The following is a 25,603-nucleotide window of genomic DNA, read 5'->3' as shown; positions in this document are numbered from 1 at the left end:
CTTATCCTATAATTTTTTCTATTTTCAAAACTTTTCTATAGTAAGTATTTCCTTTTATCCCTCTTAAAAGCACTTTTTCTCCATCAGGGCTGAAAATAGGATCCCACAAATAATCAAAACTTTCTTTATGAATTTTATCATTTATAACTAAAAAATATTTATTCCCCTTTTCAGCTCTAACAGCAACTTTTTCTCCGTCAGGGCTGAAAATAGGATCCCAGACTCTATCAACATCCAAACTCCATGGTTCATCATCTACTACAATTCCCCATTTACCTTTATCTTTTACTGCAACAGCAACTTTTTCTCCATCAGGGCTGAAAATAGGTGGTAATACTAAATCAGAAAAACTATATTTCCAAGGTGTGCCATTTACTATAACTGTCCATTTCCCAAGATCAGTAGCAATTACACCTGCTATTTTTTCCTTAGCAGGATGAACTCTTAAATTCCAAATCTGGGTAAAACCATACTCCCAAAAGGGTCTTCCATTACAATATAACTGCCATCCTATTTCTGTTTTTACAGGTGCTAAAACATCTACATTATTTAAAAATACAGGTTCCCAAACTTGTAAAAAGGTACTCTCCCAAATATTTCCATCCACAGCTATAGAAAATTCTCTATTTGAAAATCTTACTCCAGCAGCAACTTTTTCTCCATTAGGACTAAAAGCACAGCCAAACACACTTATAAACTTTTTATCCCAAGCACTTTCATTAACCGCTAAACTCCACATCCCTTTTGCGAAATTTAAAATATCTAACACTGGATAATTTTCTAACCTTACATAAGTTGCTATATTGTTTCCTTTATCAGAAATAAAGAGATCTCTTGCATCGTAAAAAAATTTTTGCCATGGTTTATCATTTACACAAACACTATATTGATTTCCAACTTTTACATTTACTGCAATAACTTTTCCATCTTGGTTAAATTGTAAATTCCATACATAATCAAAACTATTTTCCCATAAATTTCCATCAATAGCCACTGTCCATAATCCATCTTTTTGAACCGTGCAAATTAAACGATTATCAGGAGTAAATTGCAAATAACATACTCTTTCAAAAACATTTTCCCAGGTTTTACCATTAACCCAAACAGTAGTTTCTCTATTTTCATTTTCTACTACAACAGCAATTTTTTCCCCATCAGGACTTGCAACCCAATCATAAAATAGAGGGTAATTTCTGAGTGAAAAAAGATCCACAGTTTTTGACGAATTTTCCCAATTAATATTAAAAATCATTTCCATCTTATTTTAAGAATATTTATCACCTTAAAATAAAAAGTCAAGTTTAGATTTTTTCTAATTTCACAGATTTAAGCCTAATTTTATTCAAAAATTAAAAGATTTCAAAAATTATTGTCAAATTGAACTTAAAGATAGCTAGCAACAATAATTTACAAAATAACAAAATTTCTTACAATTTCAAGGAAAATAATTCATTGCAAAAATTCAAAAGCTGTTTAGTATAAAAAAATCTTAAAAGAGGTAGATTATAATGCGAGATTTTTTTAAAACTGTTCTTAAAGAGAATGAACTGGGGATAAAACCAGATTGGGACAAAATTTTTGGCAGAAAAGGCCCTCTTTATCTTGAAATAGGAATAGGAAATGGAGAATTTATTGTCTGGTTAGCTCAAAATAAACCTGAAGCAAATTTTATAGGAGTAGAAGTTTCCAGAGAGTATTTTAGAAAAGCTGTAAATAGAGCTATTAATGCTAAGTTAGCCAACTTACGTTTAATTTGTATAGAAGGAGCTAAAGCACTTTCTAAACTTTTTGATTCTGAAACCTTAGCAGGACTTTATTTAAACTTCCCTGATCCCTGGGCCAAAAAGAGTCAAAAAGAAAGAAGACTGGTAAACCCTGCTTTTATATGGTTATTAGGAGATCGTCTTGTTTTAGAGGGTTTTTTTATTATGGTAACAGATTATGAACCATACGCTAAGGAGGTTTTAGAGCATTTTTTAAAATGTCCTGTTTTTGAACCCCTCTGGGATACTCCTTTAAAAATGAATCTTACTGAATATTACCATACCAAATATGCCAGAAAATGGCTTTCTATGGGATTATCTTTATTTTATATAGGTTTTAAAAAAGTAAAAAGAGTTGAACTTCCTGAATGGATAAGTAAATTTTATCCATTAATAAAACTTAAAAAGGAGGAACCCTTGCCTTTAAATATTTTGAAATTAGGAAAGTCGGTAACTTTAAAAGAATTTTTAAAGTTCTTTTCCAAAGATGTTATCTGGAAAAAAGGAGAAGAGCTTATAAAAATTTTGGATATTTATTTCAAAGAAGATGGGATTTTATTGGATACTTTAGTAGTAGAAGGACTTTTAAAACAAAGATTTTTTATTTCTATAAATCCCTATGATAAAGATGGAGTAATTATTTCTATACATGACTCTGATCATCCTGATCCTACAGATGGTGTTCATAAAGCCTTAGTTCTTATAACCTTAAAAATTCAAGAAAAATTTCCTCAAGCAAAACTTATACAAAGCAATTGCAAAATTAAGGCTTTTAGAGAAATTAAAAAAGAAAAAGGACTTGAATAAAATTAAAAGTTTTTTATTATTAAATTTAACCATTAATTTTTAAGGAGGATTTCCATGGGACAAATTGGTATTGAAGATCTTTTTTTAGAGGGAGCTAAAATTCTTACTTTAAAGCAATTTGATAAAGCCTTAGAAATTTTTAATCAAGTTCTTTCTATAGATCCCAATTTTGTTAAAGCTTTAGAAGCAAGAGCAGTAATATACATGCAAAAAGAGGAATTGGAACTTGCCCAGCAGGACATAGAGAAGGCTTTAACTTTGGAGCCAGAAAATGCCAGACTTTATTTTCGTTTAGGCCAGATTTACTATCGTAAAAAAGAGCTGGATAAGGCTTTAGAACTTTTTGATAAAGCTATAGATTTGGAGCCAAATTATCCTGCAGCTTATATGGCAAAAAGTCAAGTTTTAAGAGAAAAAGGGCTGGAAGAAGAGGCAGATTGGGAATTGGACAAAGCAGTAGCAGTCCAAAGAGAACTTGCTAAAGCCAGAAAAGTGGTAGATTTTTAATCTTCTAAAATAACTGCCCAACCAAAAGAGTCTTCTTTCTCTCCATACTGAATACCTGTAATATAATCAAAAAGCGTCTTGGTAAGTTCTCCTGTTTGTCCATTATTAATTCTATAAGATTTATCTTTATAGTAAATTTCTCCCACAGGAGAAACCACAGCAGCTGTTCCTGTTCCAAAACACTCTTTTAAAGTGCCCTTTTCTATTCCTTCTATCACTTCTTCTATGGAGATTCTTCTCTCAGTAGCATTGATACCAAGCTTGGGAGCAAGTTTTAAGACCGAATCACGAGTAACCCCTGGTAGAATAGAACCTGTAAGAGCAGGAGTAGTCAATTCGTTTTCAAAATAAAAGAAAATATTCATGCTCCCCACTTCTTCTACATATTTTCTATATAAAGGATCAAGCCAGAGAACCTGACTATACCCTTTTTTATTAGCCATTTCCTGAGCTTTAAGACTGGCTCCATAGTTTCCACCTGTTTTTATATCACCTGTTCCACCTGGACAGGCTCTTACATACTCCTCTGTAACATAAATTCTCACAGGATTAAATCCCTCTTGGTAATAAGCACCTACAGGAGAAAGAATAATCATAAAAAGATATTCATGGCTTATCTTTAAACCCAAAGTTCCTTCTGTAGCAAATATTACAGGTCTTATGTAAAGAGCAGAACCTCTTTTACGGGGAATCCAATCTTTATCAAGAAGAACCAAGGTCTTTATAGCCTCAAAAACCTTCTCTGGTTCCAAAGTAGGAATACACATCCTATCCGCAGAGCGATTGAGTCTATTTATATGATCCCAGGGTCTAAACAGCCTAATTTTCCCATCCACACCATAATAAGCCTTCATCCCTTCAAAAACACCTTGAGAATAATGCAATACTATAGCTGCAGGATGAAGCTCTATATCAGAAAATGGAACAATCTTAGGAGAATGCCAACCTTTACCTTCTTCATATCGCATTAAAAACATATGCGGAGTAAAAATGTTACCAAAAGTAAGATTGTAAAAATCAGGAGCTTTTCTCTTCTCAGGTGAGGCTAAATTAATTTCAATTTCCATTTTCGCACCCCTTATCAAATATTTTTTAATTAAACAAAAATATACCTTTTATGAGTTTTTGACAAGAGTTTGTAAATAAATTATATTTTAAAATATATGGGATTAAAATTGCATCAAAACAAAGTCACTTTAAGAATTCTTAAAGAAAAAAATGAAGCTATTATTTTAGGAGAAATTTTACATTATATCTGGGAATGGATCTTATCTCAGGATAGAGAAATCTTAAATATGAATCAAGAAACAGAAGAGTTTCATCAAAAAATAGATCTCTATATCCAAAAAGCCTTGGCTTATTACCCTGAACCTCTGCCTCAAAGAAAAATCATTCAAAAAAAAGTAAAAGAGATTATATATAAGGCTTTTAAAAGTCCTGAAATAGAGAAATTAAAAGAACTTTTTTCTCAAAAAAATTTAGAAGTTTATAAAGAAGCAGAAAGTTTCTTTTTAGAAAAGGGAGAAATTCAGGAAATTAGACCAGATATTATTTTAAAAACTCCCAAGGATTGGATTATTTTAGAATTCAAACTCCATAAAGATTCTCACAGAGAAGAAGAACAATTGGAAAATTATCAAAGATTCTTGAAAAAATTATCCTCTGATGCTAATATAAAAATATATCTTATAGCTTTTGAGCCTTTTAGTGTAGAACAAAAATATGTCTCAAGCCTTTCTTATCCCTCCCAGCTCAAACTTTTTGAAAACATTGGCTAATTTTTTTCTTAGCAATCATTCTTTAAAGAAAGAAAATATTTTAAAAATCTGGTGTATTTTTCCTACTAAAAGGTCAGGACTTTTTTTTAAACACTATATTAAAGAGAAAAATAAAAAGCTTTCTGCTGGATTTTTACCTAAAATTTTGTCTTTTGAAGAATTTATTGAAAACCTTTATACTTTGCTACTTGATAAACCTTTTCCTAAAATTCCTACTATACTTAGACTTTTTATTCTTTTAGAAGCAGCAGGGCAAAAGGAAGAAGATTTTAATAAATTTTTTAATTGGGGTTTAAAGTTTTTAGAAGTCTTTGAAGAATTTGAAAAAGAAGGAAGAATTCCTGAAGATCTTCTTTATCCGCCTGAAGGACTTCCTGAAATTGCTAAAAAACTTTTTGAAGAATTAAGAAAAACCTATGAAAAGTTCTCTGCTCTTTTGGAAAAAAAGGAATTTTCTTATCCAAGTTATAGATTAAAAAAACTTGCAGAGACTTTTAGAAATAACTCTTTATCTAACAAAAATCTTTTTGAAGAAATAAATGAGATCTGGTTTATAGGATTTGCAGCTTTAAGAAAAGCAGAAACAGAAATTTTTAAATTCTTTAAAAATAATTTTAATAAAACCTTCTTCATATTTGAAGCCTATGAACCAATTCCTCAAATTATTCAAAATACCTTAAGAGCTTTAGAATTAGAGCCTCAATTTTTAGATAGCAAATATTACGAAAATTTAAATTCCAAAGCAAAACCAAGAATATATTTTTATGAGACTTCAGATTTGCACTTAGAGGTTGAATCAGCAGTGAAAAATATCCCTGATGAAGTAAAAAATCCTGATGAAGTAGCAGTTATTTTACCTAATTCTCTTTCTCTTTTACCTTTAATTTATGGTTTAGAAAATAAAGAAAATAATTTAGAAATTAATATCACTCTGCAATATCCTATTACCAAGCTTCCTCTTAACCAGCTTTTAAATAATATTATAAAAGCCCAAAAAGAAAGAAACGGAAAATTTTATCCTGTTAGATCTTATTTAAAGGTGATAAAACATCCTTATCTAAAAGCTCTAACCTTAGATTCTGGCTTGCCTTTAGAATTTTTAATAAAAGAGATAGAAAAACTCATAAGAGAAAAAGGTTATATTAAAATAAAGCTTTCTGAAATAGAAAACTGGTTTTTAAATCAGAAGGATTTTTTGGAAAAACTCCACAGGATTTTTTTTAGAAATTGGGAAGAAATAGAAGCACCTATCAAATTAGCAGAAAATTTAAAAGAATTTATTTCCTTTTTGAAACCTCTTTTTGAAAATTTAAAAGCAGATAATTCTGATTGGCATAATGTTTTATTAAGGAACTATTTACATGTTTTAGAAAATAAAATTTTATCTATTTTTGAAGAAGAGAGTTATCTTAAAGAAAAGAAAATTTCCAAAGCTATACTTTTAGAAATTTTAGAATATCTTCTTAAAGAAGAAAGTATTCCTTTTATAGGCGATCCTTTAAAAGGTCTGCAAATAATGGGGTTCTTAGAAACAAGACTTTTGTCTTTTAAAAAAGTTATTATTCTTGATGTAAATGAGGGGATTCTCCCACCTTCACCTTCTTTTAATCCTCTTCTTACAGATGAAATCAAACACTATCTTGGAATTCCTGTTTATAAAAATGAACTCTGGGTTTATTACTTTGAAAGACTTATTCAAAGTGCAGAGGAGGTGCATATATTTTATCTTTTTGTTGAAAAAAGCAAAACTCAAGATTTTAAAGAGCCTTCTCGTTTTATCCATAAACTTAAATGGGAATTAGAAAAAAATAATGAAAAACCTGAAAGTAAAATTATCAATTTAGAATTAAATATCCTTTCACAAAGAGATGGTATTCCCAAAACACAAGAAGATAGAAAAAATCTTATAAAACTCCTGCAAACTACAGAAATAAGCAGATATTTTTTAGAAACTTATTTGAGATGCGGAGTTCAGTTTTATTTCAAATATCTTTTAAAACTAAAAGAAGCAGAAAAAATCGGACTTAAACCTGTAGATGTGGGAAACTTTTTGCATGAATTTTTTGAGAGCTTTTTTAAAAGTTTAGAAGGAAATAATTATCTCATAAAAAATATTTATAATGAAAATGAGGTTTTAAAAAATTTAGAGCTTTTGTGGAATAAATATGAATTTAATAGGAAAATGAATGCTCTTTCCCATTTTTTTTCCAAAAAAATTGCTATAGAAAGCATTAAAAAATACTTTGATTATCTCATAAAATTAGAAGAAAAAAAAGTAAAAAATAATAAGGTTTTAGGAGTAGAAAAAGTTCTGATTTTAAAGGAAAAGATAAATTTTTTGGATTCTTTTAAAGATTTTTCTGGAAATCAAATTGATGTTATTTTAAAAGGTATCTGCGATTTTATTATAAAAAGAGAAGAAGGAATTCCAAAGTATTTGATATTGGATTATAAAAGCAATCCCAATACAAGACCAGCTACAAAAAAAATAAAAGAACTTTTTGATTTTAAATTGCCAGGGGATTTTTCTCAAGAGGCAATTTATGAAGTAGCAGATGCATTTGGGCAGAAATTATACAATTTTCAGCTTCTTTTTTATTATTATCTTTTTTATCAAAAAAAAGATAAGTTTATAGAAGAACCTAAAGGGTGTTTTTATATTATAAATGCTGGTTTTATTACCCCTTCTGATTTAGAGACTCCTGAAAAATTTATTTTTACCTCAACAAATGTTAAAAATAGAGATTGGCCCAAGGTTTATAATTATTTTCAGAATGATTTTAAACATTTGATAGAATGGATAATCAATCATTTATTGTTTAGTGAAAAATTTTATTTTGCTTTTGATGAAAATGTTTGTAAATTTTGCGAATATCAAGCTCCTTGCAAAAATTTTAAATATCTCTTATAATAACTTTTATGCAAAACCTGGTTTTAGAAGAATATTTTAAAAAAGACAATTTTTATAAAAAGGTAGCTGAAAAAGTTTTAAATTTAGAACCTCTTGATTTTGATTCAGCCTTAAAGCTTTATAGAGAAGGGGATCTTTTCTTTCTTGGAAAGCTTGCAAAAAGATTAAAAGAAAAAATTCATGGGAAAAAGTATTATTATACACTCAATCGCCATATTAATTATACAAATATTTGTAATATAAATTGTAAATTCTGCGGTTTTCACAAAAGACCTGGAGAAAAAGGAGGCTATACTTTAAGCATAAAAGAAATTATAAAAACATTAAAAACAACCCCAAGTTTAAAAGAGGTTCATGTTGTAGGAGGCTTAAATCCAGAGTTACCTTATGAGTATTATATAGATTTAATAAAAGCTATAAGGGAGAACTTTCCACATATTCATATAAGAGCATATACTTGTGTGGAAATTGATTGGTTAAGCAGGATTTCTGGGAAATCTATAAAAGATGTTCTGATAGAGCTTAAAGAGGCTGGTTTAAACTCTATTCCTGGAGGAGGAGCTGAAGTTTTTTCGGAAAGGGTCAGAAAAGAGCTTTATCCTGCCAAAATTTCTGCAGAAAGATGGATAGAGATAGCCAAAACTGCCCATAGCTTAGGAATAAAAACCAATGCTACTTTACTTTTCGGTCATATAGAAACTGAGGAGGAAATAATAAATCATCTTCTTAAACTCAGAGAAATTCAAGAAGAGACCAAGGGATTTTATTGTTTTATTCCCCTTGCTTTTATTCCTGAAAATAATGAACTTTCCTATCTTCCAGGTCCGTCTGCTCATCAAATTTTAAAGGTAATAGCTCTTTCTCGTATAATTTTAAATAATTTTCCTCATATCAAGTCTTATTGGGTTTTTTTAGGGATAAAGCTTGCTCAAGTGGCTTTACTTTGGGGAGCAGACCATTTTCACGGCACAGTAATAGAGGAAAAAATAAGCGAATTAATGAAAGGTGAACCAGTGATAAAGCTTCCTCCTGCACAAATACAGCGTCTGATAAGAGAAATAGGCGGAGAACCAGTAGAATTGTAAGGTGAGTAATATATTCTTTTCTATTGTTATACCTACCTATAATAGAGCTCTTTTTTTATCTACAACCTTGGAATCACTTTCTAATCAAACTTATCAAGGAGAATATGAAATTATTGTAGTAGATGACGGCTCTACAGATAATACCCAGAAAATACTTGAAAAATGGATAAAAAAAGAGTCAAGATTAAAAGTTGTCAGGCATAAGATAAATAAAGGTGCTGCTTCAGCAAGAAATACAGGTATATCTATAGCAAAAGGACAATATCTTCTATTTCTTGATTCTGATGATAGATTATTACCAGAGGCTTTAAAAATCTTTGAAAAAAAAATTAAAAATCATCCTGAAAGTGAAGTATTCATAGGTGCTACTTTTAAAGAAAATGTAAAAGGTAAAATTAGAAAATTAACTATACCTAATATTACAGGAAATAAAGTATCTGATTTAAAAAATTTTATAGATGGTAAGTTTTCTGGATGTTTATATTTAGTGAAAAAAGAAATTTTAAGTTATCATACTTTTCCTGAGAGCTTAAAAGTAAGAGAAGATTTTGTAATTAGAGGTTGGTGGATAGCTTTACATAAAGTATTTCCTGTTAAAACTGCAGTTGGCATTATTAAAGATCATCCAGATAGATTAAGATATAAAACAGAATTTTATTTAGAAAGTGCTTTAGCTTCTGTAAATTTACTCTTTCAAAAATTACCCCAAGAATTTCAAAAACTTTATCCTTATGCCAAAGCCAAAGCTTATATGGAAATCGGTGGCAAACTTTATCAAAATGGTAAATATAAAGAAGCTTTTGAATATCTTAATCAAGCAATTAAGATTTATCCTAAAATTTTATTAAACTTTAAATTTTTAAAGAAATATCTAAAAACATGTTTTAGATTTTAAAAAAGATATTTATATCGTTTTAAAAAAGGAAAAGTTAACATAGTTATAAATATTTTATATTTCAAAGGTAATTGCTTTTTCCAAGTGAAGTCTCCTTTAATTTGAATATTTTTCATTTTAAATCTATCTGGATTTCCTCCTACCTGGTGTCTATCTTTTTTAACCAAAAGTTGATAATTTCTTATTTCAGGAAAAATGTTTTTCTCTAAATTGAAGCTTTTTTCTATTTCTCTTAAATATTTGTTTGGATGATTAACAAAATCTTCATATCTTAAAAAATAATAATATTGAAGTTCAGATTTAATTTTTTCTAAAGCTATGTTATATTTTAACCAATTCCTGGCTGTGGTAAATGGATGGTGAGTTTTTATATAATTGTTTATACTATAATCAAATTTCCTTTTTGTCCAAGAATATGTTACTGCCCTTGGATCCCTTACAAGGTGAATAACCATTAAATTAGGTATAAAATTTTTTAAAACTATTAACCAGTAAGGTACTTTTGATGAATCTATTATTATCTTAGCTGAAGAAAATTTTATAACTTTATTATAAATTTCTTTTAAAAAACTTCCAAATTCGCTTATCTCCTTATGGTATTTAAATAAATACTCTTTTTGCTTTTTTAAATTTACTAAAGGAATTCTCTCAACAATTTTTTGAAGCTTATAATAATACATAGCTATGTTTTTAATATTTCCAGTATTTCCAAAAAGCTCTTTTAATATCTGTCCCCAAAATGGGCAATCTTTATAATTTTTTTGACAAGTACAAAGACCGTTCTTAAGAATAAAAGACTTCCAAAATTGTCTGAATTCTCCTATAGAAAAACAACTTTTACTTTCCCCTAAAATTGTATCTAAAAGTGTACTCCCGGAGCGTTCTGCTCCAGCAATATAAATCAGTGAATATATAGGATAAATATTTCGTTGACTCATTTTAAAAATTCTTCTTTTTAACCCTCTAAAATTGAGTTGTTATTTTATCAAAAATAAGCTAAAATACAATAAAAAATTTTTCAATTAATAAATTTATCTTTGTTGAGAAAAAAATTTATTTTGCTAAACATAAAAGATATAAAGGTAAATAAGAATTTTTATAATTTTTTAGAAAAAAACAATCTTCTTTCTTTTGATATTCTCTGGAACTTACCTGATCCTTATTTTTTTAGAAAAAAAAGATATCGTATAGTTTCTGCTTATCAAATAAAAGGATTTAAAATTTTTATAAAAAAATATCTGGCTCATCCAGAGGAAGCTAAAAAAGAATGGGAAAACATTCTTTTGCTCTGGGAAAAAGGGGTTCCAACATCTATTCCTGTATTTTTCGCTTTATCAGAAGACAAAAGAGCTATGATAGGGACTGAAGAAATAAAAGGAAAACGTGTTATAGATATAATCCAAGATGATCCTTCCAAAGTTTCCTTTTTTATTTCTAAAATTGCTGAATTTTTAGCTAAATTTCATAAAATAGTTTTTTTTCATCAAGACTGTTATTTAAATCACTTTTATTATGATGAAAAATCTGATCAGCTTATTATTATAGATGTATCCAGAGTTAAGTACAAACCCTTTTTTTCTAAATATTATTTTATTAAAGACCTTGCCCAACTAAAATTTTCTTTTTATACCTATCTTGGAGATAAAGCTGAAAGGTGGTGGAATTTTTTTTGGGAAAATTATAATAAATCAACAAAAAACTCCTTTTTATTTTTGCCAAAACTGATAGATTTAAAAGTTTGGCTTATCAAAAGGCATACAGAAAGAGTTTTAAAAAGAGGTGGAGAAATTTAAAATTGAAAAAAATCATTCTTATTCGTCCAAAAATTGGATTCGGTCTTGGTGGAGCTGAAACCCATGCAGCTACACTTGCAACTAAATTCTTAGAATATGGCTATGAAGTAGGGCTTGTAGCTACTGAAATTAATTTTCCCAAAAATATTTTAACTAACCTTTCTTTTTATCCTGTAAAACTTAAAGCAAGAGGAAGTGTTTTAAAATACTGGCTATTTTTAAAAAAAGCTAAAAAAACCTTAAAATCTCTTAATTATGATTATCTTATCAGCCCCTTCAGATTCCCTGAAGCCGATATTTTAATACTTTGCGATCCCTTGCAAAGATTCTGGATAGAACAGAAATATAAATCTCCGATTTTTAGAAAATTAAATTTTTTTCGTCCAAGATATAGATTTTTACTGAACATTGAAAAAAAATCTATTGAAAGTGCAAAAAAAATTGTGGTTCTTTTTGAAATGGGAAAAGAGCTTGTTTCTAAATACTATACTCAAGCTTATTACAAAACTTTTATTTGCCATAGAGGAATAGATTTTAAAAGATTTAATCCAAAATTAAAAGATTTTAAAAAAACTTTGAGAGATAAATTCGGCTTTTCTCAAAAAGATTATTTAATACTTTTTGTAGGGTATGATCCTAAAAGAAAAGGCTTGCCTTTACTTCTTAAATTGATAAATGAACTTCCTACACATGTAAAGCTTCTTATTGCAGGAATAGAAGGTAAATCTACAAAAAGGATTATTTATTTAGGAAAAATTAAGCAGATAGAAAATTTTTACGCCCTTTCTGATTTAGTAGTTCTTCCAACTCTTTATGATCCAGGAGCTATGGTTACTTTAGAAGCTCTTGCCTCAGGAACCCCTGTTATTACTTCTATTTATGATGGAACTAAAGAATTTATCAAAGAAGGAATAAATGGTTATATTACCGATCTTGAAAAGGAAGATTTGAGAAATAAAATTTTAAAAGCTATAGAAACTACTTTTGATCCATATATATGTTATGAAACTATAAAACACCTGACCTGGGATAACTATGTTAAATGCCTTATCAACCTTCTTTCCTGAATATAAAATTAAAATTTTTAAAAATATAGGTTTATCTGATAAAATTTTGTTTCCTAAAATAATTAAAAAAGGAAAAAGTAATTTAAATCTGATTTTAATAGATTTTGTTAAAAAAGAACCTCTATTTTTTGTAAAGTTATACTTTGCTAAACCTTTAACTGGTAATCGTTTAAAAAAAACCTTAAATATAATTGAAAAATTGGAAACTTTGGATATTTCATTTATAAAACCCTTGGCTTTATTTTATCTCTCTCCTTTAAAAGCTTATATAAAAAGAAAATCTTTCTATGGTGGAATAATTTATCCTTTTATAAAAACTGGATTTATTAACAAAAAAAAGATTTTAGAATTTAAAAAACAAGAAAAATATGAAAAATTTTTAAATAAATTGATAGAATTTTTATTTAAACTTCATGAAAAAGGAGTTTTTCTTAGGGATACCAAACTTAACAATTTTTGGTATGAAAAAAACGAAATAAAAATTTTTGACTTAGATGGAATTAAATTTTATCCTAAAAGTCTTTCCAAAAAATTAAGACTTAAAGATTTATCCACCCTTGCAATGTCTTTAGAATGGGTCCTTGAAAATAAATCTGAAAAAAGTCAAATTTTTGATCTATATAAAAATTTATATCCTTTAAATGAAAAAGACTTTTTAACTTTTACAAAATTTGTAGAAAATAGATATCAAAAAAGATTAAAGACCTATCAAAAATAAAGCTATTTTATTTGTTTCACCAGAAAATAGTCTTTTTTTCTTATCTTTAAATAATTGGTTTGGTAATCCTTAGAATTTAAATAAAAATCTGATAGATATTTTTGAGGAATCAAAACCCATTGATTAACAGGTAATTTTTGACAATTTGCTAAAATTTTTACATCATTAATAGCCTTAATTTTATATTTTAAATAATAAATCAAATGATGAGGAATACTATGGCAAAGATAAAGAACCTTATTTTTATAAATATCTTTTTCTAAAATTTGGGCTATTTTAGCAGCTGCTTTTCTATAATAGTTAAATCTTTGCTTATGATAGGGATAATAAAAAGAAACATAAATCTGTTTTACAAAAAAAACTATTAAAACAAAAAATAAAAAAACAAAATTGAAGGATTTTTTATTTTTGGTTCTGATTAAAAAGTAAAAACAAAGTAAGATTAATAATAAAAGGTTAAAATATAAAAATAGAGATAATTGGTGAAAATGAAACTTTATATAGATAAAAAAAGCTAAACTACTTATAAGTAAAATACCTGCTAAAAAATAACTAAGGTATTTCCAGAAACTGACTTGCCAGAACTTAGAAGGATATACAAAAAAATACAAATTTGATATAGCAACAAGAAAAACAAATCCACCTACAGAAGGAAGTATATATCTAAGTCTTGAACCCGGAAAGATAAGATAAAATAAATAAGAAAAAGCAAACAGACAAATTGAAAAAAGGGCTAAATCTTTCAAAACAGGATGAGTGTTTAAAAATTTTTTTCTGAAATCTTTATTTTTATAAAGTATGAGAAAAAAAATCCAGGGAGAATAACCTAATAAAGCTGAAAGCGTAAAACTTTTTAGATGTTGCATTAATGAAACTTCTACAGTAGAAGCAGCAGTATGATATTCTGCTAACCAGGCTTTAATAAAAGGAATTAACCCAACTTTAAAATTAACAGGTATAGCCCAAACCAAAAAAACAAAACAATAGGTAGAAATACCTAAAAAATGAGACAGACTAAAAAGTTCTTTATATCTTTTTTTAATAAAGAGATAGGGAATAATAGCCAAATAAAAGAAAGTTAGAGCTTGAAAAGTTTTGGTAAGAATTCCTAACCCAAGAAAAAAGCCACTTGTTATAAAAGCAAGTGTTTTTTTATTTTTTATTTCAGAAAAATAAAACCATAAAAACAAGGCTAAGGTTATAATAAAGGTATAAGTCATGTCTATTTCTGCTCTGATAGCTTTGTCTATCACCTCAGGTGTAGTCAAAAATATTAAAGCAGGTATTAAAAGAAGCCAAAAAGAAGTTTTAATTTTAGAGGTTTCCAGAGTTTTTTTCCATATATAAGTAATAAAAATGGAAGCTCCTAAAGCCATCAAAGATGAAACAGCTCTTGCCATAAATTCTGAGAAATTTTTAGTAAGATAAAAGAAAAAGGCTAAAATCCAGTTGAACAAAGGAGGTTTGGTAAAATAAGGTTTTCCCAAAAATTGAGGTATTAAAAACTTTTTATTTTCAAGCATTTGTAAAGCTATAAGAACACGCCTGCCCTCTTCTCCTTCAAATTCTTTTACATTTATATATGGAAGATATAAAAAAAGAGCAAAAACTACTAAAAAAGCTATTACTAAAATTGTTTGAGTTTTTGAATACATTTAGAAGGCTATTTCCTTAAAAGAAGATTTAGAATTATAGTTAAAAGAATGCTCAGCAAAATAGAAGTAGCTAAAGGAAAATAAAAAGTAAAATTTCCTTTTTTTATATAAATATCTCCGGGAAGTTTTCCTAAATAAGGAATCTTGGGTAAAAAGGTAAGTAAAAGCCCTAAGGCTATTATTACAAATCCTATAAGAACCAAAAATTTACCGAAATTTGATAAATCATTCATAAATTTAAAATTTAAAAATTTTTGAAAAAATTGCAAGTTCAAATATTAAATTTTCCCTAAAAGGACCAATTTCCCTGAAATTATTTTCTCTTCTTTTAAAAACTTATATCCCTCTTTTATTAGCTTTTCTTTTACTATATTCAGATTTCTTTTTAAATATCTCTCTTCAAGGACTACAAATTTGTAATTTTTATTTTTTATATATTTAATAAATTTTTCAGGTCTTTGAGAGAGCCAGTAATAAAATTTTGAATTTATAAACTTGGGACACATCATAAAACCTTTGGCATTACCAGCAAAAAATATTATTTCACATTTAGAAGTAAAAATTAAACTCTCACACCTGGTTGTTTCACATACATTTTCAATGTTTTTTGGCAGATATTTAGCTATTTCAACTCCAATTTTCTTAATACCTAATTTCCTTTTTCTTATAGATGCCATGGATTTAGGTAAAGAAAAAATAACAATATATAAACATACAATTGTTACGATTTTTTGATATGACAAATTAGAAAATTTTTCTTTAAACCAGTTAATCAAATTTTCAATACCTAACCCCAAAAAAGGACTCAAAAGATAAATTAAAGGGAGCATATAACGTTTCTCCATATACCAATGAGTAAAAGCAAAAAACCAGAGAATAATTATATAAAAAATTGAAAATGACAAAAAATAAAAAAGAAACTGATGTTTTTTTAAATTGTTTTTCAAATTTTTAAAACCTGCAAGAAGGAAAATTAAATTAGGAGCATAAAGAGCAGGGATAAATTTATAAAACAAAGTAGTTCCAAGAGCAATAAGCCAGAGATTTTGTCTTACCATGTCCCAGAAATATGGACTTGGAGCCGGAATGTTTTTATATTCAAAAGTCTTTAACACTTTTCTATAAGGTTGCGTGAAAGGATTAGTTATTTTTGCTTTGCTTAGCCATTCTGTTATAATAAAACCTTTAAAATAAGATAAATAAATTAATCCTAAAATAAAACCTATTAAAGGTAAAATTAAAAACCAGAAAAGATTTTTTAAAGCTTCTTTTTTATCTGAGGTAAAGAGAAGTTTTCCAAATAAGTAAATTCCAGAAAATATAACAAAAAATAATCCTTCAATTCTTATCCAAGCAGAAAGTATCCAGGTTATACTGGAAAACATTAAATAAAAGCCTTTCCATTTATTTGAAACTTCTAATCCCTTTAAAAAGCTCCAAAGACCTATAAGAAAATAAAAAGAAAAAAGAGATTCTCTCAAAATTTCAGAGCTTTCTTTAATTAAAATTGGATGAATTGCATAAATAAGTAAGGTTAAATAAAGAACTAAACCTTTGAAATATCTTTTTAATATAAAGTATAAAAAACACAATGATAAACTGCTTGCAATAAAAGAAACACATTTACCAGCTATCTCCAAATTTTTAAAAATATAAAAAAATGGAACAATACTTACAGAAAAAAGATTAATCTCTTTAATTCTTGAAGAAATGGCGCATATTTTTAAAAGAGAGAAATTACCCTTAGCTAAAGCCCAAGTTTGATAAAGATAAAGAGTTGCATCAGGATTTATTCCATAATTATGAAAAAAAGCCCAAAGTCTTAAGAATATACCTAATAATAATATTAAAAAAATGTATGATCTTTTCATTTTCTATATTTTAATAATCTTCCAAAAAATTTTTGACAATCTTATCTTAACATAATCTTCTTAGGATTCAAAGTAGTAATAGGGACAGAAAAATCTGGGAAAAAGAATGAAAATTTAAAAAACAGGATTAAAATAAAAATTCATGATTATATCTTTTCTTCCTACTTTTAAAGGAGAGGTTAATCTTTTCCAATTTGAAGCATTAAACACCAAACTTTTTGATATTTTATTTAAAGCAAAAGCTATTATATTTCCTCCTACCATTTCTTCTGAAATTTACTTTTTTTGTAAAAATTTAAACATCCCTATTTTTCCAGAATATACCTATAGATTTTTATACCCTGGGAAAATAGGTCAGATTTTGTTATTAAAGAACTTAAAACTTCCTCATCCTGAAACTATTATTATACCAAGACTTTGTGGAATAGAAGAAAATCCCTATAAACGACCATTAAAAGTCTCTTTTCCTTTAGTTTTAAAAGGTAATTGGGGAAACGAAGGTTCTGAGGTTTATTTAGTTAATAATTTAGAAGAATTAAAAGATAAATTTAAATTGATTAAAAGTTGGGAAAGAATGGGACGATACGGTTTTCTTTTACAGGAATATATTCCTACAGAATTTGATGCCAGAGCTATAGTAATTGGAGAAAAAATATTGATCTTCTTTAGAGAAGGGGGTTTTAAAAAAAATCTGGTTCAAGAAGGTAAAATTATCTCTCCTCCAAAAAGAGGTTTGAAAAGAAAAGTATATGAATTAACTTTAAAAGTAATTGCTAAAACCAACTTCAATTTGGTTGCTATAGATTATCTTTTTAAGAATAATAAACCTGTTGTTAATGAATTTAATTTTGTTTTCGGAAGAAGAGCTTTAGGAGAAAAAAGATATGAGTATTATTTAAAAAAAGCTATTAAAAATTTCTTAAATAAAGTTTTATGATAAAAAAATTTTTTGTGAAAACCTTAGGATGCAAAGTAAATCAAGTAGAAAGTTCTTTTATAATAGAGTGTCTTAAAAATGAAAACTTTATTCCTTCTTCAGAGAAAGAGGCTCAGATTTTTATTTTAAATAGCTGCATTGTTACAGCTAAAGCTGAAGCAGAGTGTAGAAAAATTATTAAAAGATGGGCTAAAAAAAATCCAGAGCTTATTATTTTAACAGGTTGTTATGCTCAAAGATTCCCTCAAGAAATTTTAGATTGGGCTAAAAAACAGTGCATTCCTAATCTCATTATCTTAGGGCAAAAAGAAAAATTTGAAATTTCTCAAATTTTAAAAGAACTTTTAAATAAGTCAGATATAGAATACCCCTTAATTATGGTTGAACATTTATCCAAACTAAGTGAATGCGAACCTATAATTTTACATAAATTTTTTGGTCATTCCAGAGCTTTTGTAAAGGTTCAGGATGGTTGTGATAATTTTTGTTCTTATTGTATAGTTCCTTATAGCAGAGGTGCTCCAAGAAGTGCTTCTGCAGAATTAGTTTTAAATCAAATAAAAGTTTTTATCAATCAAGGATATGAAGAAATAGTTCTTACAGGAATTCATTTGGGTAAATGGGGAAAGGATTTAGATCCTCCTCAAAAACTTACAGATTTGCTTTGGAAAATAGAAGAATTTCTGCTATCCTATGGAAAGGAATTTATTCTAAGGCTCTCTTCTTTAGAAGTAAATGAGATAGATGAAGATTTTTTGGAATTTGCCAAAAGAAGTAAATTTTTAGCTCCACATTTTCATATACCTCTTCAAAGTGGATCAAATAAGATTTTAAAATTAATGAATCGGCATTACAGCAAAGAACAATATATAGAAATATTGGAGAAACTTTATAAAATTTTCCCACATGCTACTTTTGGAGCTGATGTAATAGTTGGGTTCCCTGGAGAAGATGATACCGATTTCTGTTCCACTTACGAAGTGGTAAAAAATTCTCCTTTAAATTGGCTTCATATTTTTCCTTTTTCTCCACGCCCTGGAACCAAAGCAGAAAAATTTAAAAATAAAGTCCCTTTTGAAACCATTAAAAAAAGATGCCAAATCCTAAAAGATTTAATTGCTCAAAAAAGAGAAAAATTCTTAGAAAAAGAAATTGGTCAAACAAGAAAAGTTGTTTTGGAAAAATTTGATGAACAAAAATGGAAAGGAATTTCAGAAAATTATATTCCTGTTTTTTTAACAATTGAACTCCCTGATCCAGATCTAAAGGGTAAAATTGTCAAAGCTATATTTAAAAATAAAAAAGGTGATCATTTAATAGGTGAAGTTTTGAGTATACCCCAAAAAACTAAAGAATAGTGTAAAAAGGAAGCTAAAGTAAAAAATATCACCATATTTTCAAAGCAAACGATAACAAAGGAATTCAAAGGATATATAAAAAAATCTATAAAAAATACAAGCAAAAACAATAATTGAAAAGCAGTAGAAATTTTTCCAAGAATAGTAGGTTTAATATTAGTATAATTTTTATGTAATAGATAAATAGCTCCACTAAGTATAGCAATATCTCTAAAAATAATTATAAAAAAAAGTTTAAAAGAGATATAATTTTCTAAATAAAATAAAGCATAAAGCATATTAATAAAAGTTTTATCAGCTATAGGATCAAGAAGTTTGCCTAAGGTTGTTTCCTGGTTAAAAATTCTGGAAAAAATTCCATCAAAAGCATCACTTAAAATAGCTGTTGTAAGTAAAATAACCAGAATATTTACAGAAACCTTTTTTAGCCAAAGAACCGGAAAAATAAAAGCCAATATAAGTCTATACAAACTTAAAAGATTGGGCATTTTAAAAATATCTTTTGGTCTAATTTCCATAAAAAATTATTATAATGCCTATCCTTGATTTTTAAAGAATTTTTATTAAGCTTTAATGAGAGGTATCAAAAATGATTCTTTTACATATTTGTTGTGGACCTTGTAGTCTTTATTTTGTTAAATATTTTAGAGAAAAAAATCTACCTTTTGTAGGTTATTTTTATAACCCTAACATCCATCCTTATAAAGAGTTTCGTCAAAGAATAAGAGCTTTGGAGGAAGTTCAAAAAATTAAAAATTTTGAAATTATCTGGGATAAAGAATATGGTCTAAGGAAATTTGTAAAGGAAACCTTTATGCTTTGGGATAAACCTGGTAAGAGATGTGAAAGATGTTATATAATGCGTCTTAAAGCTACAGTTAAGAAAGCTTTAGAAATAAAAGCTGAAGCTTTTACTTCAACTCTTCTTTATAGCGTTCATCAAGATCATGAATTGATAAAAGCTATAGCAGAAGATTTGAGCTATAAATATAAAGTTCCTTTGTATTATGATGATTTCAGAAAAGGCTATAAGGAGGGACAGAAAGAAGCTATAGCACTTGGTATTTATCGTCAGGGATATTGTGGATGTATTTTCAGTGAAGAAGAAAGATATTATAAAAAACGCAAAAAAGAACTACTTAGACAACTTAAGGCTAATGATACTTTTTTATTTCATCAATAATAAAAGCAAGGGCTGAAAAAGCCTCTTCTCTATGTTTTGCAAAAACACTTATGGAAGCAATTCTTTCTCCTATTTTTAAAAACCCTATATTATGATAGATAAGAATCTCAACCAGATCAAACTTTTTTTTAGCTTCTTTTTTTATATCTTTTAATTTTTCTAAGATTTTTTTATCTATATTTAAACCACGGGAGGGTACTTCTTTTCCATTTTTAAGATCATATTCTCTTACAAAACCATGAAATTCTAATATACATCCAAATTTTCCCTTTAAATCTCTTATAAACTTCTCTTTTTTTTCCATATAGTCTTTATAAGTTTTCACAACCATAGTTCTTTATATTTCTCTTTATAGAAATCCTTCCACGATCATTCCTATAAGATTAATTAGCTCTTCTTTTGAAATGCTAATTTGAGCAATTGTTTGCATCTTTTACCTCTTTTTTAAGGTTTTTTTAATTCAAGTTTAAACATGTTTTAAAAACATTCAAGACGTGACTATATTAAAGTTAAATTATACTCTGGGAAAAGTAGAAATTATTTACTGAGAACTCTGCCTGAAAATTGCCTGCAAAATGCACCCAAAAATCCTCTGAAATCGATTGAAATCGATTGGGATAAATTTCTGAAAACCCTGATTATTTCTTAAATTAAAGAGCCGGCGAGGGGACTTGAACCCCTAACCCTGGGATTACAAATCCCATGCTCTGCCAATTGAGCTACGCCGGCGTATTTAAAAAATGGCGGAGGAGGCGGGATTCGAACCCGCGGTGCGGGTTTTAGCCCGCACACTCGCTTAGCAGGCGAGCGCCTTCGACCACTCGGCCACTCCTCCTTTTATTTAAAGATTATGGTTCCGGGGCCTGGATTCGAACCAGGATTCTGGGAGCCAAAGTCCCATGTCCTGCCAATTAGACGACCCCGGAATTATACTAATTCAATTGTAAAATATAACACAATTTAAATTTTTGTAAAGTTAATTTGCTCCCTCTAAAAAACGAATTTAATATCTTTACAAAAATTTGAAAAAATAAAGAGAAACTTTATAATAAATTTGTGCTTATATTAGAAATATTAATTTTTGTACTTCTTTTTTTATTATTCCTTTTTCTATATAGCCGCTATTCTTATCTACATTCCAAAGTTGAAGAAAATTCTAATATGCTAAATCAATATTTCCAAAATATACAAAATCCTTTGTTTTCTATAAAAGAACGTCTTCAAGATCTCCAAGAAATCCGTACAGAACTTAAAACCCTTCACCTTACAGAACATCTGTTGCAAAAAATAAATGAAGAAATTAATGCTTTAAATGCTATTTTTATAAGTAGAAAATCTGGTATAAGTGGAGAAAAATGTTTAGAAGAAATTTTGGCTCTATTACCTCCTAATTTGTTAGTTAAAAATCTAAAACTTAATAACGGCGTAGTAGAATTCGCTTTAAAACTCAAAAATGAAAAATATCTTCCTATTGATTCTAAATTTATAGCTCCTGAACTTCTAAAAAATCAAGAAAATTCAAATTATTTAGAAAAAGAAATTATTAAAAGAATAAGAAAAAGAGCCCAAGAGATTACCTTATATCTAAAAGATGAAAAATCTGTAGGTTTTGCTATTATGACTGTTCCTGATGGTGTATATAATTTTTTAAGAATGCGTTTAATGGAAGAACTTGAAAAAATAAATATAATTCTTGTTCCTTATCAATTATTACTTCCTGTTTTGATGTTTATATGGTTCTTTTTTGAAAAATTTACTGTTAATTATAATGAAAATATGATAAGTAAATATTTGAGCTTTTTAGAAACAAGTCTTTTTGAGTTGGAAAAAAATTTAAATCAAATTTTAAAAGAAATTAAAGCTTTTGAAAATTTCAATCAAAAAAATAAAGAAATAATTCATTCTCTTAAAAAAGAACTTGAAAAGCTTAAAAATTTGAAAAACTGAATTAATTAGTATCTTAAATGAATACAATCGCCAGAATAAATTTTTTCTATTTTTCCTTCCTTTGTTTTTAAAAGTAAAGCTCCATCTTCAGCAAGATCAAAAGCCAAACCTCTTATTTCTCTTTGAGGCTGAATAATTTTTACTGCTTTACCTAAGGTTGAACTTAATTTTTTCCAGTCTGAGATAATCTTCTCAGAAGACATTTTTAAATATTTTTGAATTTTTCGCACAATTTCTATAATTAAGTCCTCTCTTTTTATTTCTTTTTTTAAAATCTCTTTTAATGATACAGCAAAAGGTTCAAAAGAATTTATTTCATTGTTTACATTTATACCAATTCCTATAACAGCATATTTAAGTTGATCTACTTCTGCTTTTATTTCAAGAAGAACCCCAGCCAATTTTTTCTCTTCGTTCTCTTTTTGATAAAGTACATCATTAGGCCATTTCAATTTTATTTTCAAGCCTGTAGTTTCTTTAATAGCTAAACCAATTGCCAAACTTGCTATATAAGTAAGAAGAAACGCTTCTTTCAAAGAAAAAGATGGTTTTATAACCAGGCTCATCCATATCCCACCTTCAGGAGAAATCCAAACTCTCCCAAGTCTTCCTCTACCTGATGTTTGAATTTCAGCAATAACCAAAGCCTCTTCGCCTCTTTCTCCTAATTCCTTTGCCACATTCATAGTAGAAGAAATTTTTTTAAAATAATAAATTTTATAAGGAAGCTTCTTTAATATTTCTTCATCAATAAAATTTGGTGAATTTATAAGTCTATAACCTTTGTGAGTGGTTTCTATTTGATAGCCCTCTTTTTTCAAGGCTTGAACATTTTTCCATACAGCAGTTCTTGAAATACCAAGTTTTTTAGCAATACTCTCTCCAGAAACAGGCTCTGAAGCTTTTTCCAGTATCTTAATAATAAATTTCTTATTTTTCATGTTTTGTTTTTTCTATGTAAGCATAGGCATTATGAGCATGGATAGACTCAAAATTTTCAGCCTCTACTGCAAACCAAATAACTTCAGGATGTTCTGACAATTTTTTAGCTACTCCTCTTACCACATCTTCCACAAACTTTGGATTATTATAGGAATATTCTGTAACATATTTTTCATCAGGTCTTTTTAAAAGAGGATAAACCGGGCTTGAAGCAGATAACTCCGCAATTTCTATAAGCTCCTCTAACCAGATAAACTTTTTGAATCTCACTTTTATGGTTACTATTCCCCTTTGATTATGAGCAGAATATTTACTTATAGCTTTGGAACAAGGGCAAAGGGTCATTACAGGAACTTTAACTCCTATAATCAAATCTTTTTTTCTTGAAGAAAAAGAAGCCATCATAAAAGCCTGATATTCCATAAGAGAAGAAACACCACTAACAGGTGCTTTTTTTTCCAAAAAATATGGGAAATACATCTCTAAATGTGCTGATTTAGCAGATAATTTTTGTCTTATTTTTTTTAAGATTTTCTCAATATTTTTAATGTGTATTTCTCCCTTAAATTCATTAATCACTTCTATAAATCGGCTCATATGAGTGCCTTTAAATTTAGCAGGTAAATCAACATAAAGATTAATTTCTGCAATGGTATGCTGAAACCCCTTTTCTTTATCTAATACTGTAACAGGATATTTAAACCCTTTTATTCCTACTTTATCTAAAGGAATTTTTTCTTCAGGAGAAGTGTTCTGAATGTCTATAAGTTTCATTAAATCTTCTCTAAATTAACAAATTTTAAGCTTCAAAAGCTTATCTCTTATTTTTTTTACATCTTCAAAAGTTTTACCTTTATAATTCCAAAAATCTTCTCCTCTTTTTTCCAGCTTTTTAAGTTCCAAATCTTCATAAACCCATCCTATAATTTTTTCTTTAAATTCTTTTTTAATTAATTTCTGATCTTCTTCATCCTGAATTTGATTCCCTATAATCCAAACATTTTCCAATTTTAAATCCTTTGCCAATTTTAAAATTTGCTTTGAAGTATCTATACTTCCTTGAAAAGGTGTAGTTACTACTAAAATTGCATCCATAGGAACTATAGAAGCTCTACCAAAGTGTTCTACTCCTGCTTCCATATCCACAATTACTATCTCCTTGGATGATAAAATTAAATAGGTAAGAAGTTTTCTTAAGACAGTTTGTTCTGCACAGGCACAACCTCCTCCTGCAATTCTAATAGCACCTAAAACCATTAACTTAAGATCATTTTTTTTTAGCATAAATTTTTCAGGAAGATCTTCTACCTTAGGATTTAAATTATAATAAATTCCTGATTTTTGTGCTCTTTCTATTAAAAGATCTTTCATCTCTGCTAAAGGTTTAACCTCTCCTTTGATGCCAAAGATCCTTGCTAAATGAGGACTGGGATCAGCATCTATAGCTAATACAGTATAACCCTTTTCTAAAAATGCTAAAGATAAGAAACCTGCTATTATACTTTTACCAACTCCACCTTTACCACAAAAAGCAATTTTCATAAATAAAAAATATATCAAATTTTAACAAAAAAAGCAACAAAAAGTTTTAAAATAACTTTTAAAGACCTTTTGATAAAATTGAGCTTTGATATTTAAAAATGAGATGATTTATGAAACTTTTTGATTTAAATGGCAGGCCAGGAGGGACTTGAACCCCCAACCTTCGGATTTGGAGTCCGACGCTCTGCCAAGTTGAGCTACTGGCCTACCTCCTATTTTTTAACTTCTTTATGTATAGTATGTTTTCTATCCCAGGGACAATATTTTCTTAATTCTAATCTATCAGGAGTATTACGTCTATTTTTAGTAGTAGTGTAATTAATCCTCTTACATTCAGTACACTGAAGATGTATAATTATCCTTGCTTCTCCTTTTTTAGCCATCTCTGTATGCCCCTTTATTCTATTATTTTTGTAACTACACCAGCTCCAACTGTTCTACCACCTTCTCTAATCGCAAACCTCAATCCCTCCTCTAATGCCACCGGCTTTATCAACTCAACCTCTAACTCTACATTATCCCCTGGCATCACCATCTCTACTCCCTCTGGTAACTTCACCACCCCTGTTACATCTGTTGTCCTAAAATAAAACTGCGGCCTATACCCATTAAAAAATGGTGTATGCCTACCCCCCTCCTCCTTCTTCAATACATATACCTCTGCCTTAAACTTCGTATGTGGCTTTATACTCCCTGGCTTCGCAAGCACCTGCCCCCTCTCTACATCATCCTTCCCTACTCCCCTTAATAACACCCCTACATTGTCACCTGGTAATGCCTCATCCAATATCTTCCTAAACATCTCTATACTCGTTGCTACTGTCTTTATCGTTGGCCTTAAACC

At 28.3% G+C, this 25,603-nt stretch carries 26 protein-coding genes and 4 tRNA genes; 13 read left to right on the top strand and 17 right to left on the bottom strand.

Annotated features, from left to right (window positions below; translation table 11 throughout):
* Position 1 precedes the first annotated feature (1 nt).
* Positions 2-1,258: an electron transfer complex subunit TmcD gene (tmcD, locus tag CC87_RS04965; RefSeq protein ID WP_038056782.1), complete on the bottom strand. Its 1,257-nt coding sequence runs from the start codon at positions 1,256-1,258 to the stop codon at positions 2-4.
* Between the two features lie 250 nt (positions 1,259-1,508).
* Here tmcD and trmB point away from each other — a divergent pair, with 250 nt between their 5' ends.
* Entirely contained in the window at positions 1,509-2,570 is a 1,062-nt protein-coding gene (gene trmB, locus CC87_RS04960) for a tRNA (guanosine(46)-N7)-methyltransferase TrmB (protein ID WP_084222203.1), read from the top strand.
* A 54-nt stretch (positions 2,571-2,624) separates the two neighbouring features.
* Positions 2,625-3,077 carry a tetratricopeptide repeat protein gene (locus CC87_RS04955; RefSeq protein ID WP_245605490.1) on the top strand — a complete coding sequence of 151 codons (453 nt, stop codon included), beginning with the start codon at positions 2,625-2,627 and terminating at the stop codon, positions 3,075-3,077.
* Here the strand turns inward: CC87_RS04955 and CC87_RS04950 are convergent.
* Positions 3,074-4,144, bottom strand: coding sequence for a branched-chain amino acid aminotransferase (locus tag CC87_RS04950; RefSeq protein WP_038056780.1), 1,071 nt, complete (start codon positions 4,142-4,144; stop codon positions 3,074-3,076). The two genes, CC87_RS04955 and CC87_RS04950, sit on opposite strands and share 4 nt — an antisense overlap.
* A 96-nt stretch (positions 4,145-4,240) precedes the next feature.
* Between CC87_RS04950 and CC87_RS04945 the strand changes: the two genes are divergently transcribed.
* The 4 genes from CC87_RS04945 to CC87_RS04930 are packed head-to-tail and all read left to right on the top strand — an operon-like array spanning position 4,241 to position 9,746.
* A complete protein-coding gene (locus CC87_RS04945; RefSeq protein ID WP_038056778.1) occupies positions 4,241-4,855 on the top strand; it encodes a PD-(D/E)XK nuclease family protein in 615 nt (204 codons plus the stop codon).
* Positions 4,848-7,766: a PD-(D/E)XK nuclease family protein gene (locus CC87_RS04940; RefSeq protein ID WP_169740266.1), complete on the top strand. Its 2,919-nt coding sequence runs from the start codon at positions 4,848-4,850 to the stop codon at positions 7,764-7,766. Before CC87_RS04945 ends, CC87_RS04940 begins: the two co-directional genes overlap by 8 nt.
* Positions 7,767-7,774: 8 nt before the next feature.
* A complete protein-coding gene (locus tag CC87_RS04935; protein ID WP_038056774.1) occupies positions 7,775-8,851 on the top strand; it encodes a CofH family radical SAM protein in 1,077 nt (358 codons plus the stop codon).
* A gap of 1 nt (position 8,852) precedes the next feature.
* Entirely contained in the window at positions 8,853-9,746 is an 894-nt protein-coding gene (locus tag CC87_RS04930; protein ID WP_038056773.1) for a glycosyltransferase, read from the top strand.
* Here the strand turns inward: CC87_RS04930 and CC87_RS04925 are convergent.
* A complete protein-coding gene (locus CC87_RS04925; protein ID WP_038056771.1) occupies positions 9,743-10,684 on the bottom strand; it encodes a sulfotransferase in 942 nt (313 codons plus the stop codon). The genes CC87_RS04930 and CC87_RS04925 overlap by 4 nt on opposite strands.
* Before the next feature lie 120 nt (positions 10,685-10,804).
* Between CC87_RS04925 and CC87_RS04920 the strand changes: the two genes are divergently transcribed.
* From CC87_RS04920 to CC87_RS04910, 3 genes are read left to right on the top strand one after another with little or no spacing between them, the layout of a single operon-like run.
* Positions 10,805-11,539 carry a lipopolysaccharide kinase InaA family protein gene (locus CC87_RS04920; protein WP_169740265.1) on the top strand — a complete coding sequence of 245 codons (735 nt, stop codon included), beginning with the start codon at positions 10,805-10,807 and terminating at the stop codon, positions 11,537-11,539.
* Positions 11,540-11,541: 2 nt separating this feature from the next.
* Positions 11,542-12,606: a glycosyltransferase family 4 protein gene (locus CC87_RS04915; protein ID WP_038056767.1), complete on the top strand. Its 1,065-nt coding sequence runs from the start codon at positions 11,542-11,544 to the stop codon at positions 12,604-12,606.
* On the top strand, positions 12,575-13,324 hold the full coding sequence (locus CC87_RS04910) for a hypothetical protein (protein ID WP_038056766.1): 750 nt from the start codon (positions 12,575-12,577) through the stop codon (positions 13,322-13,324). The genes CC87_RS04915 and CC87_RS04910 overlap by 32 nt, the downstream gene beginning before the upstream one ends.
* Positions 13,325-13,326: 2 nt before the next feature.
* On the opposite strand, the gene CC87_RS04905 is transcribed toward CC87_RS04910, so the two are convergent.
* From CC87_RS04905 to CC87_RS04895, 3 genes are read right to left on the bottom strand one after another with little or no spacing between them, the layout of a single operon-like run.
* Positions 13,327-14,979, bottom strand: coding sequence for an ArnT family glycosyltransferase (locus CC87_RS04905; protein WP_038056764.1), 1,653 nt, complete (start codon positions 14,977-14,979; stop codon positions 13,327-13,329).
* Between the two features lie 8 nt (positions 14,980-14,987).
* Entirely contained in the window at positions 14,988-15,212 is a 225-nt protein-coding gene (locus CC87_RS04900; RefSeq protein ID WP_038057048.1) for a DUF2905 domain-containing protein, read from the bottom strand.
* A gap of 45 nt (positions 15,213-15,257) precedes the next feature.
* On the bottom strand, positions 15,258-16,850 hold the full coding sequence (locus CC87_RS04895) for a hypothetical protein (protein WP_038056763.1): 1,593 nt from the start codon (positions 16,848-16,850) through the stop codon (positions 15,258-15,260).
* Positions 16,851-16,992: 142 nt separating this feature from the next.
* Here CC87_RS04895 and CC87_RS04890 point away from each other — a divergent pair, with 142 nt between their 5' ends.
* The gene (locus CC87_RS04890; RefSeq protein ID WP_038056761.1) at positions 16,993-17,787 is read left to right on the top strand and encodes an ATP-grasp domain-containing protein; all 795 of its coding nucleotides are present in this window, start codon (positions 16,993-16,995) and stop codon (positions 17,785-17,787) included.
* On the top strand, positions 17,784-19,145 hold the full coding sequence (gene mtaB / locus CC87_RS04885) for a tRNA (N(6)-L-threonylcarbamoyladenosine(37)-C(2))-methylthiotransferase MtaB (RefSeq protein ID WP_051920602.1): 1,362 nt from the start codon (positions 17,784-17,786) through the stop codon (positions 19,143-19,145). The genes CC87_RS04890 and mtaB overlap by 4 nt, the downstream gene beginning before the upstream one ends.
* Here the strand turns inward: mtaB and CC87_RS04880 are convergent.
* Positions 19,097-19,663 (bottom strand): CDP-alcohol phosphatidyltransferase family protein, encoded by a 567-nt coding sequence (locus CC87_RS04880; protein ID WP_051920600.1) that lies wholly within the window; start codon positions 19,661-19,663, stop codon positions 19,097-19,099. The genes mtaB and CC87_RS04880 overlap by 49 nt on opposite strands.
* A gap of 71 nt (positions 19,664-19,734) precedes the next feature.
* Between CC87_RS04880 and CC87_RS04875 the strand changes: the two genes are divergently transcribed.
* A complete protein-coding gene (locus CC87_RS04875; RefSeq protein WP_038056759.1) occupies positions 19,735-20,328 on the top strand; it encodes an epoxyqueuosine reductase QueH in 594 nt (197 codons plus the stop codon).
* Here the strand turns inward: CC87_RS04875 and CC87_RS04870 are convergent.
* The 4 genes from CC87_RS04870 to CC87_RS04855 form a co-directional block, all read right to left on the bottom strand.
* Positions 20,300-20,659, bottom strand: coding sequence for a molybdenum cofactor biosynthesis protein MoaE (locus tag CC87_RS04870; RefSeq protein ID WP_038056757.1), 360 nt, complete (start codon positions 20,657-20,659; stop codon positions 20,300-20,302). The two genes, CC87_RS04875 and CC87_RS04870, sit on opposite strands and share 29 nt — an antisense overlap.
* A gap of 325 nt (positions 20,660-20,984) precedes the next feature.
* Positions 20,985-21,057: transfer RNA gene (locus CC87_RS04865), tRNA-Thr, on the bottom strand.
* 12 nt (positions 21,058-21,069) lie between these two features.
* Positions 21,070-21,163, bottom strand: a tRNA-Ser gene (locus tag CC87_RS04860).
* 16 nt (positions 21,164-21,179) lie between these two features.
* Positions 21,180-21,254, bottom strand: a tRNA-Gln gene (locus CC87_RS04855).
* A gap of 235 nt (positions 21,255-21,489) precedes the next feature.
* On the opposite strand from CC87_RS04855, the gene rmuC reads away from it, so the two are divergent.
* On the top strand, positions 21,490-22,275 hold the full coding sequence (rmuC, locus tag CC87_RS04850) for a DNA recombination protein RmuC (RefSeq protein WP_156955582.1): 786 nt from the start codon (positions 21,490-21,492) through the stop codon (positions 22,273-22,275).
* 5 nt (positions 22,276-22,280) lie between these two features.
* Here the strand turns inward: rmuC and CC87_RS04845 are convergent, their stop codons facing one another.
* From CC87_RS04845 to CC87_RS04820, 6 genes are all read right to left on the bottom strand, one after another.
* On the bottom strand, positions 22,281-23,216 hold the full coding sequence (locus CC87_RS04845) for a biotin--[acetyl-CoA-carboxylase] ligase (RefSeq protein WP_038056753.1): 936 nt from the start codon (positions 23,214-23,216) through the stop codon (positions 22,281-22,283).
* Positions 23,206-23,991, bottom strand: a complete 786-nt coding sequence (gene folE2, locus CC87_RS04840; protein ID WP_038056751.1) for a GTP cyclohydrolase FolE2 — start codon at positions 23,989-23,991, stop codon at positions 23,206-23,208. The genes CC87_RS04845 and folE2 overlap by 11 nt, the downstream gene beginning before the upstream one ends.
* A 15-nt stretch (positions 23,992-24,006) precedes the next feature.
* Positions 24,007-24,759: an ATP-binding protein gene (locus CC87_RS04835; RefSeq protein WP_038056748.1), complete on the bottom strand. Its 753-nt coding sequence runs from the start codon at positions 24,757-24,759 to the stop codon at positions 24,007-24,009.
* 130 nt (positions 24,760-24,889) lie between these two features.
* Positions 24,890-24,966, bottom strand: a tRNA-Trp gene (locus CC87_RS04830).
* A 5-nt stretch (positions 24,967-24,971) separates the two neighbouring features.
* Positions 24,972-25,142 carry a 50S ribosomal protein L33 gene (gene rpmG / locus CC87_RS04825; protein ID WP_038056746.1) on the bottom strand — a complete coding sequence of 57 codons (171 nt, stop codon included), beginning with the start codon at positions 25,140-25,142 and terminating at the stop codon, positions 24,972-24,974.
* A 14-nt stretch (positions 25,143-25,156) separates the two neighbouring features.
* On the bottom strand, positions 25,157-25,603 hold a 447-nt coding region (locus CC87_RS04820), incomplete at its 5' end, for an EF-Tu C-terminal domain-related protein (protein ID WP_038054987.1).

The sequence above is a fragment of the Thermodesulfobacterium hydrogeniphilum genome, assembly GCF_000746255.1.
Taxonomy (GTDB): Bacteria; Desulfobacterota; Thermodesulfobacteria; order Thermodesulfobacteriales; family Thermodesulfobacteriaceae; genus Thermodesulfobacterium; species Thermodesulfobacterium hydrogeniphilum.
This window is presented reverse-complemented; position numbering and strand designations above follow the sequence as displayed.